Origin of the sequence: Streptomyces amritsarensis (assembly GCF_001953875.1) — a bacterium.
GTDB classification, from domain to species: Bacteria; Actinomycetota; Actinomycetes; order Streptomycetales; family Streptomycetaceae; genus Streptomyces; species Streptomyces amritsarensis.
In genome coordinates, this window is record NZ_MQUR01000165.1 from 1 (window position 1) to 8,688 (window position 8,688).

7 protein-coding genes are annotated in these 8,688 nt (G+C 74.0%); 4 read left to right on the plus strand and 3 right to left on the minus strand.

Features of this window, described 5'->3' with window-relative positions; all coding sequences use genetic code 11:
- Positions 1 to 68 precede the first annotated feature (68 nt).
- The 3 genes from AVW11_RS34720 to eccE all read right to left on the minus strand — a co-directional run bounded on the left by AVW11_RS34720 (position 69) and on the right by eccE (position 4,618).
- A complete protein-coding gene (locus AVW11_RS34720) occupies positions 69 to 2,498 on the minus strand; it encodes an SCO5717 family growth-regulating ATPase (protein ID WP_076047014.1) in 2,430 nt (809 codons plus the stop codon).
- A gap of 150 nt (positions 2,499 to 2,648) precedes the next feature.
- Positions 2,649 to 3,347: a hypothetical protein gene (locus tag AVW11_RS34725; RefSeq protein WP_030844371.1), complete on the minus strand. Its 699-nt coding sequence runs from the start codon at positions 3,345 to 3,347 to the stop codon at positions 2,649 to 2,651.
- Positions 3,344 to 4,618 (minus strand): type VII secretion protein EccE, encoded by a 1,275-nt coding sequence (eccE, locus tag AVW11_RS34730; protein ID WP_030844368.1) that lies wholly within the window; start codon positions 4,616 to 4,618, stop codon positions 3,344 to 3,346. The genes AVW11_RS34725 and eccE overlap by 4 nt, the downstream gene beginning before the upstream one ends.
- A gap of 258 nt (positions 4,619 to 4,876) precedes the next feature.
- Here eccE and eccB point away from each other — a divergent pair, with 258 nt between their 5' ends.
- From eccB to AVW11_RS34750, 4 genes are all read left to right on the plus strand, one after another.
- A complete protein-coding gene (gene eccB / locus AVW11_RS34735) occupies positions 4,877 to 6,454 on the plus strand; it encodes a type VII secretion protein EccB (RefSeq protein ID WP_030844367.1) in 1,578 nt (525 codons plus the stop codon).
- 11 nt (positions 6,455 to 6,465) lie between these two features.
- On the plus strand, positions 6,466 to 7,740 hold the full coding sequence (mycP, locus tag AVW11_RS34740; RefSeq protein WP_079250908.1) for a type VII secretion-associated serine protease mycosin: 1,275 nt from the start codon (positions 6,466 to 6,468) through the stop codon (positions 7,738 to 7,740).
- Positions 7,741 to 7,953: 213 nt separating this feature from the next.
- Positions 7,954 to 8,301: a WXG100 family type VII secretion target gene (locus AVW11_RS34745; RefSeq protein WP_060176934.1), complete on the plus strand. Its 348-nt coding sequence runs from the start codon at positions 7,954 to 7,956 to the stop codon at positions 8,299 to 8,301.
- A gap of 43 nt (positions 8,302 to 8,344) precedes the next feature.
- A complete protein-coding gene (locus tag AVW11_RS34750) occupies positions 8,345 to 8,650 on the plus strand; it encodes a WXG100 family type VII secretion target (RefSeq protein WP_030844360.1) in 306 nt (101 codons plus the stop codon).
- The last annotated feature ends 38 nt before the right edge of the window (positions 8,651 to 8,688 follow it).

The window sequence follows — 8,688 nt, forward strand, 5'->3', positions numbered from 1 at the left end:
CCGTACCGTCGCGGATCCGATGCGGTCCGGGACGGTACGGGCCCTTCCTGTTGCGGGCGGTGCGGCCGTCAGCCGAGGCGCGGGTCGCGCGGAGGCTGCTGCGGCTGCTGGGGCGGGGCGGCCGGGGGCTGCTGCCAGGGCTGGCCCGGCTGCGGCTGCTGCGGGTAGGGCTGGCCGTAGGGACCCGGCTGCTGCGGCGGCTGCTGGTACGGGGGCTGGCCCTGGGGCTGGCCGTACGGCGGGGGCGGCTGCGGCTGGTGGTGCTGCGGCTGCTGGGGATGGGGCTGGGGCTGGTGGGGCTGCTGCGGCGCTCCCCAGTGGTTCTGGGGGGCCTGCTGCTGGGCACGGAGGAAGTCCTCGGCCACGAGGGCGGACAGGTTGAAGTACGCCTCGCGGGTCTTGGGCCGCATCATGTCGAGGTCCACCTCCGCGCCGGCCGCGAGGTGCTCGTCGAAGGGCACCACGACGACACCGCGGCAACGGGTCTCGAAGTGCTGCACGATGTCCTCGATCTTGATCATCTTGGCCGTCTCGCGGACTCCGGAGATGACGGTGAGGGCGCGGGAGACGAGGTCCGCGTACCCGTGGGCGGAGAGCCAGTCGAGGGTGGTGCTGGCACTGCTGGCGCCGTCCACGGACGGGGTCGAGATGATGATCAGCTGATCGGCCAGGTCCAGGACGCCGCGCATGGCGGAGTACAGCAGACCGGTGCCCGAGTCGGTGAGGATGATCGGGTACTGGCGGCCCAGCGTCTCGATGACGCGGCGGTAGTCCTCGTCGTTGAACGTCGTGGAGACGGCCGGGTCCACGTCGTTGGCGATGATCTCCAGACCGGAGGGCGCCTGCGAGGTGAAGCGGCGGATGTCCATGTACGAGTTCAGATACGGGATCGCCTGGACGAGGTCCCGGATCGTCGCGCCCGTCTCGCGGCGGACACGGCGCCCGAGCGTGCCCGCGTCGGGGTTCGCGTCGATGGCCAGGATCTTGTCCTGGCGCTCGGTGGCGAGGGTGGCGCCGAGCGCGGTGGTGGTCGTGGTCTTGCCGACGCCGCCCTTGAGGCTGATGACGGCGATGCGGTAGCAGGACATCACCGGGGTGCGGATCAGCTCCAGCTTGCGGCGGCGCTCCGCTTCGGCCGCCTTGCCGCCGAAGCGGAACAGGCCGCCGCCCGCACCGGTGTTGTTGCTCTTGGGCTTCTGCTTGTTGCGCAGCAGCCGGTCCGAGGACAGCTCGACGGCGGCGGTGTAGCCGAGCGGCGCGCCCGCGCCGGTGGGGCCGGCCGCGTACCGAGGGTCGTGCGGCTGCGGCTGCGGCGGCTGCTGGCCGGGGCCGACGGGCCACTGTCCGGCCGTGCGGGGGTCGTACTGCGGCTGCGGCTGCGCAGGGTGCGGCTGCGGGGGCGGCTGCGGCGCGGGCGGCGGGAAGCCGTAGGAGCCCTGCGTCGCGTACGGGGGCGGCAGCGGCGGCAGTTCACCGGCGGGCGCCCCGAAGGGGTTCTCCCCGGCGGTCTGCTCCGCGGCGGGAGCCACCGGCGTCCCCTCGGCCGGGGGCTCGGCGGGCGCCGGAGCGGGGTACGGCGGGGCCTCGGCCACGGGCGCCGGCGGCACCGGGGCCGCGAACGGCGCGGGAACGGCGTCGGCCGGCTCCGGGCCGGCCTCCTCGGCCGGGGCCGCGAACGACGGGGACGGCGCCGGGGCTTCGGGAGCGCCGGGCGCGGTGTCGAACGGGGCGGGGCCGGGCGCGGCCGCAGCGAAGGGCGCCGGTGCCTCGGCCGCCGCAGGAGCCGCATCGGCCGGGGCGGGCGCCGTGGCCGGAGCGGCCGACGGCAGCTCGGGCGCCTGCACCGGAGCAGGGGTCTCGGGCGCCGCAGGGGCGGGCTCGACCGGGGAAGCCGCCGGGGCCTCGGCCGCGAACGGCAGCTCGGGCACCTGGATCGGTGCCGGTGCCGGTGCCGGTGCCGGGGCGGGTGCCTCGGGCGCCGCGGGAGCGGGCTCGACCGGAGCCGCGACCGGAGCGGAAGCCGGCAGCGGGGCCGGAGCCGCGTGCGGTTCGGGCACCTGGATCGGTGCCGGTGCCGGGGCCGGCAGCGGGGCCGGGGCCGCGTGCGGCGGTTCGGGCGCCGTGACCGGGGCCGGGGCCGCGTACGGCAGGTCGGGCGCCACGATCGGCTCGGGCGCCCCCGGGGTCGTCCCGGCCGGGCCGGCGAGCGGGAACGGCGGGGGCGTACCCGTACCGTCCGACGGGGTCCGCGGAGCCGGCGGCGCGATCCGCATCGTGGAGGGCGACTCCAGGTCCGAGGGGCGGTGCGGCTCGAAGCCGCTGCCCTCGGGGAGCCCCGGCACCTGCGCGGCCGCGGCCGGCGGCGCACTCTGCGTGTACCAGGCCGGCGGTGTGTAGTCGATGGTGAACTCGCCCGTCATCTCGGGCTCCGCGTCGGACTGATCGTCCGTCGGGACGTCCCACGTCCCGCCGCGCCTCTCGTTCCGATCGCCGCTCACTGGTCCTCCTGGTATGTCGAACACTGCTCCGGCGCCCACCCACGCCGCGCCGGCGTCCAGCCTAATCGGGGCCCGTCGCCCCTGTCCGCCGCGTCCCGCTCCACGGAAGCGGAGAGGGACGGGCGGCCCCGCCCGGGGCGGCACGCCCCATCAGTCGATACGGCGCGCCGGGCCCAGCAGCCCGGTCTCCGCCTCGGTCCCCTGGGTCATCACGAACTGCCGGTCCCGCGGGGTGCACCACAGGGTCACCCCGTCGCCCAGGGTCGGCAGAGACGCCACGGCCTGGCGCGGCAGCCGCATCAGGCGGCCGATCTGCTCCGCCTCGTCCGGCGACACCCGCTGCACACCCACCAGCGAGGCCTGCTGGAGCAACCGCGGCGCCGTCGGGCTCAGATACGGCAGCAGGGTCAGCACCGACTGCCACGGCCCGGCCACCACGCGGCCGCGCGGCGGCCGCATCCCGCAGTCGCGGACCACCAGCACCGGGCTGCCCGCGGACGCGCCCTGCGGCGGCACCCGCCCCACCTCGTGCAGGGTCACGCACTGCTGCCCGCCGCCCGCGGCCCGGGCCAGCCCGGACCACACCTGCCCGCGCCCGGTCTCCACCGCGACGCGCGCACCTGTGGCGGCCGCGCGCAGCGCCAGCACCTGCGCCGTCCACAGGCCGCCGATCAGCGTCACCTCGTACGGCGTCGGCCGGTTGATGCCGAGCACCGCCGACCGTCCTTCGGCGTCCACGCCGATGACGACGCCGTCGTCCCCGACGGGCACCGCCAGCGCGTCCAGGTCCGCCGCGAGCACCATGTGCCGCTCCCGCCGCGGGCCGACCAGACCGAATCCGCCCCTCATCGCGCGCCTCCCAGCGGCAGCGAAGCCAGCAGCCCCGGCACCTGTTCGCGATCGAGCCGGACCAGCCCGGTCTTCACACCCCGCGCCGTCCTCTCCAAATCGCGCCGGGCCGCGATGAGTTCCTCGTCGCTGCGCCCTGTCACCCGTACGTGTCCGGTCAGGGTCACGCCCTGCCGCTCCGCCGGGGCCATCGTCAGGCTGAAGTTCGTGGCGAGCGCGGGCAGGGAGGTCAGCAGCGCCACGAACTGCGGCAGCGCCGCCGCCCCCGCGCCGCCCAGCTGCGGCCAGCGGCCTATCCAGTACGTCGTGTGCCGGCGGTCGTCGCAGCGCCAGATCCGCGAGGTCTCCTCGGTGCGCCGCCCGGTGCCGGCCGACCGTCCGGCCTGGGTGATAGCCATCGGGTTCGCGCACGAGGACGTGGCCAGCGCCGCCGTCAGCTCCTGCTCGGTCAGGACGGTGGCCTTGAACCCGGCCCCGGTCAGCCGGCTCGCCAACTGGTCCGCCGCCCGCACCACGCACCGCTGGGCGCCCGCAAGGCCGCCGCCGCGGGCGGTCACCGCCTCCGGGCACAGCTCGGGGTCGAGCTTGAGCGCGATCCACGTCAGCCGCACCGCGGGCGTGCCCGTACGGGCCTGCAGCGGCCCGTAGTTGAGCGTGGCCATCGACCGGGCCGGCAGGTGCGGGGCCGGCGCCGGCTGGGTGTGCTGCACCAACTGCGCCGACTCCAGCCGGATACCGTCCACTTCGAGGATGTCCCGTACGACGCCGAGCGGCAGCGGCCGCGCCGCCCGGTCGGGCCGCAGCGCGGTGGCGTCCGTGTCCACCTGGACCACCGCGGTCAGGAAGGTCCCGTCGCCGATCATCCCGACCGGACGCCGGTCCCGGTCGCTGAACGTCAGGGTGCGCAGGGCCGGATCGGCCTCGACCAGCGGCGCCAGCCCCGGTTCGGTGCCTGCGGGGACGGTGAAGGAAGCGGCCCGGCGGCGGCGCGCGCGCAGCGCGAGCGCGCTGCCGATCCACTCCGGCAGGGAACGCCGGTGGCGGCGTACGACCGCGAGCACCACCAGCACCAGCGCCAGCACGCCGACGGGCACCAGGAGCAGGGGCTCGACCACCCACGCCACGAGCAGCCCGGCCGCCGCGACCTGGAGCAGTACGAGTTGTTGCAGTCGGAACGGACCGAAGCGGCCGGTGCTCGGCTCGGGGTACGGTGTCACCCCGCCGCGTGCGGGTGCGGGCGCGCCGGTCTGCGGCTCCGTCGCCGTGGCCATCACTCGCGCACTTCCCCTCTCACGGGCCAGACCTCATGAGTTCCGGCGCTGCGCGACACCCGTCGCGGGACTCCGGAACCTCCCCAATCCACCCCAACAAGCGCTGATTACCCCGGTGTGGAAGGCGCTGAGCGGCTGCCTCACCCTACCCGGCCCCTGCATACCGTCCGTCAAGAGGCATAGTAGGTGCCCGGTCCGACTATCGAGGCCCGGGGACCGTACTCACCGGCCGGGCCGTGCGGGGAGAAGCAGACGGTCATGGCATCACGACGTGATGAGCTCAACGCGTACACCTTTGCGAAGCGGCGGACGGTGGCCGCGTTCCTCCAGCCCTCCGCCACGGGTACCGAGGAGGGGGCGCCCCGCCCCCTGCGCGCGGTCCTGCCGGGCGTGATCGTCGGGGCTCTCGTGCTCGCCGGGTTCGGTGCCTGGGGCATGTTCAAGCCGACCGCCCCCAAAGGCTGGGACGAGCCCGGGACAAGGGTCATCGTCGGCAAGGACTCCACGACACGCTACGTGGTCCTGACGACGAAGGTGGGCGGCAAGGACCAGACGCGCCTGCACCCGGTGCTGAACCTCGCCTCGGCCCGACTCCTGCTGGACCCGCGGAAGTTCAAGGTGGTGCAGGTCGAGGACAAGGTCCTGGACGCGGGCAGGCCGCCGCGCGGCCCCATCGTCGGCATCCCCTACGCCCCCGACCGGCTCCCCTCCAAGCCCGAGGCCGGCAAGGCCAAGCGCTGGGCCGTCTGCCAGCAGCCCGGCGGCAACGGCCGCGGCGTGCAGACCGCCACCTTCGTCCTCGCGGACCGCGAGGCACCCGTCACGGACGACGCCCGCCGGCTGACCGACACCCAGTCGCTGTACGTGGAGAGCACCGGCCCGGGCAGGGAGCGGTACCTGGTCGACGCGACCGGCACGAAGTACAAGTTCCCCGAGGGCACCCCGGCCGCCGGAACGATGACCAACGCCCTGGTCGGTACCGGAGCCACCCCGCAGCAGGTCAGCCCGGAATGGCTCGGCACCCTCAACTCCGGCGACGACCTCGCGTTCCCGGCCATCCCCGGCAAGGCCGGGGCCGCCGCCGACGTCAAGGGCCTGACCACCGCCGACAACAAGGTCGGCATGGTGCTCAAGGCCCAGACCGGCTCCGGCGCCCAGCACTACGTGGTCCTTCCCGGCAAGGTCGCACCGGTCTCCGACTTCGTCGCCTGGCTGCTGATCTCGGCGCCGGCGACCGACGGCCTCAACATGCACGGCAAGGCCCGCGAGGTCGACCTGCAGTCCCTCGACCCGGACGCCGCCCCGTTCGCCGGCGACGTGAAGTGGCCGCACAGGAAGACCGAGCGGGTCAACCGGACGACACCGCCCGCCGGCACCCAGGCCGACGGCTCCCCCAACCGCGACACCGTCTGCAACGTCCTGCGCTCGGTCGACGGCCAGGGCAACCAGACGCTGAGCACCTGGGCCGGCACCGGCTACCCCATCGACATCACGGCCAGCGGCACGAGCGCCTACGTCACCCCCGGCTCGGGCCTGCTCTACACCCAGGTGCAGGGCAAGCAGACCACGGCCGGCGGCTCCCTCTTCCTGGTCACCGACACCGGCCTGCGCTACGCCGTCCAGGCCAACGGCGACAGCGACTCCGAGCAGTCGAAGATCGGCGCCCCCGACCAGTCCAAGGCGGGCGGGGACGGCCGCCCCGAGGCCAGCCAGGCGCAGGTCAGGCTCGGCTACGGCGGCGTCACGCCGGCCATGGTGCCCATCGCGTGGTCGGAGTTCCTCTCCAAGGGCCCCCGGCTGGACACCAACTCCGCCCGCCAGCCCCAGGGTTCGTGAGGAAGCCGCCGATGCCCCAGAACCGCAGGCCCCGCCGCCCGCTCCTCGCAGGCGCCTTCGCCCTCACCCTGGCCGCCGGCGCGGCGGCCACGGCGGGGGCCGCGGCCGATGCCGCGACGACCGCGGCCGCCGCACCGCACCCTCCGTACGCGCTGCGCCTCGACGGGGCGGGGGAGTGCACCTTCCCCATGAAGAAGCAGATCGAGGACCGGCCCTGGGCACTGCAACGGCTCCTCCTCGACGAGTTGTGGGCGCAGACCAAGGGCAAGGACAAGAGCGGCGCGAGTGTCCGGGTGGCCGTCATCGACACCGGTGTCGACCGGGCGAACCCGCAGCTCAGCGGCGCCATAGACGTCGGTGCGGGCAAGGACTTCGTCGACCCGAAGGGTGGTGACGGCACGACCGACACCGTCGGCCACGGCACCAAGGTCGCCGGGCTGATCGCGGCCCGCCCCCAGGCGGGCACCGGCTTCGTCGGCCTGGCCCCGGACGCCACGATCATCCCCATCCGGCAGAACGACGGGCAGGGCAAGGGCAACGCCCTCTCCCTGAGCCAGGCGATCGACCACGCGGTGGCCAAGGGCGCCCAGGTCATCAACATCTCGCAGGACACCGACGTCCAGCTGTCCGCGGACTCCGAGCTCGGCAAGTCCGTCCAGAAGGCCGTCGCCGCCGACGTCGTCGTCGTCGCCTCGGCGGGCAACGACGGCATGAGCGGCCAGAAGCGCAGGACCTACCCGGCCGCCTTCCCCGGCGTCCTCGCCGTGGGCGCCTCGGACCGCAACAACGAGCGCGCCGCCTTCTCCCAGCCCGGCGACTTCATCGGAGTCGCCGCTCCCGGAGTGGACATGGTCTCCACCGTCCCGGGCTTCGGCCAGTGCATCGACAACGGCACCAGCTTCTCCGCACCCTACGTCGCCGGGGTCGCCGCCCTGCTGCGCGCCGAGCACCGCGACTGGTCCGCCCAACAGATCGTCTGGCAGATCCAGAACACGGCCGAACGCACCGTCAAAGGCCGTGACGACTACGTCGGCTGGGGTGTCGTCGACCCGGTGCGCGCCCTCAGCCAGGACCAACAGGCCCCGAAGGCCCCCGTCCCGGACCCCGGCCCGCCCCCGGCGGCGGCGCCCCAGGCCGCGCCCCTCCAGCTCACCGAGACGGCCCAGGAGCGGCAGGAGCGCTACGGCACGTACGCTCTGGGTACCGGCGCCGTCCTGATCGCCGTCATCGCGGGCACCGCGACGGTCATCCGGGACGCGCGCGGCCGCCGGCGCCGTTTGCAGTGAACAGCCGCAGTTCGTCCACGGAAGCGGCCCACCGGTGTTGGGGCCGCCCCGTGAACTGGCTAGAGTGACACCAGGCTTCACGAGTGTGATCGGGGGATCGCGTGAAGCGGAGGGGGACGGTCCGGAGCGCGTGACACACATCCGCGCCAGGCACGCCCGCCCCGCTGCGCAATCCGCCGGTTCTGCCGGCGAATTGAGAAGTGAGGAGCTTCGATGAGCACGAACACCTTCGGACTTGCGGACGATCCGGTCGTCCAGGCGAAGAACAAGATCCAGGAGACGGGCACCGCCGTCTCCAAGCAGGCCCGCGAGCTGGCCGACATCATCGCCACCGTCAGCGCGGGCTGGACCGGTGTGGGCGCCTCCGGCTTCATCACGGCGCAGACGACGCTCAACGACAGCCACGACGAGATCCGCCGGCTGCTCGGCGTCCTGCACAACGCCGTGGCGCAGACCAAGAACCTCAGCAACGCCCAGGACGACGAGGTGCGCGCCGCGTTCAGGAACGCCGTCCAGCCGACGTCCGGCAACGGCCCCCGCTCGGGCCTCGACGGCATCTGAGCCACGCCCCCATCCATTCGTCCGCAGCGAGAAGGAGAAGAACATGACGGCGAACGACGGGACCCGGGTCCGGTACGAGACCGTTCAGCAGATGGCCGACCGCATCCGGATCGTCTCCGGGAACATCCTCAAGGACCTGGACCAGATGGAGCAGGCCGTGAAGGTGGTCACGGACACCTGGGACGGTGAGGCGCACCAGGAGTACCTGAACCTCCAGAAGAAGTACAAGGCCAAGGCCGACGTCATGCACGCCGAGCTCGAGAAGGTCGCCAAGCTCATCGAGCGCGGCAAGGACGACTACCGGGCCACCGACAAGCGGGCCTCTACCCTCTTCACCGAGGCCTACTGAGTCCGCCCGGGCCCCGGGCCACCGGGTCCCGGCACGCC

Excerpts from the sequence above, each read along its gene's own strand:
- AVW11_RS34745 (WP_060176934.1), top strand. The coding sequence starts at position 7,954 with ATGAGCACGAACACCTTCGGACTTGCGGACGATCCGGTCGTCCAGGCG.
- eccB (WP_030844367.1), top strand. The coding sequence starts at position 4,877 with ATGGCATCACGACGTGATGAGCTCAACGCGTACACCTTTGCGAAGCGG.
- eccE (WP_030844368.1), bottom strand. The coding sequence starts at position 4,618 with ATGGCCACGGCGACGGAGCCGCAGACCGGCGCGCCCGCACCCGCACGC.
- mycP (WP_079250908.1), top strand. The coding sequence starts at position 6,466 with ATGCCCCAGAACCGCAGGCCCCGCCGCCCGCTCCTCGCAGGCGCCTTC.
- AVW11_RS34725 (WP_030844371.1), bottom strand. The coding sequence starts at position 3,347 with ATGAGGGGCGGATTCGGTCTGGTCGGCCCGCGGCGGGAGCGGCACATG.
- AVW11_RS34750 (WP_030844360.1), top strand. The coding sequence starts at position 8,345 with ATGACGGCGAACGACGGGACCCGGGTCCGGTACGAGACCGTTCAGCAG.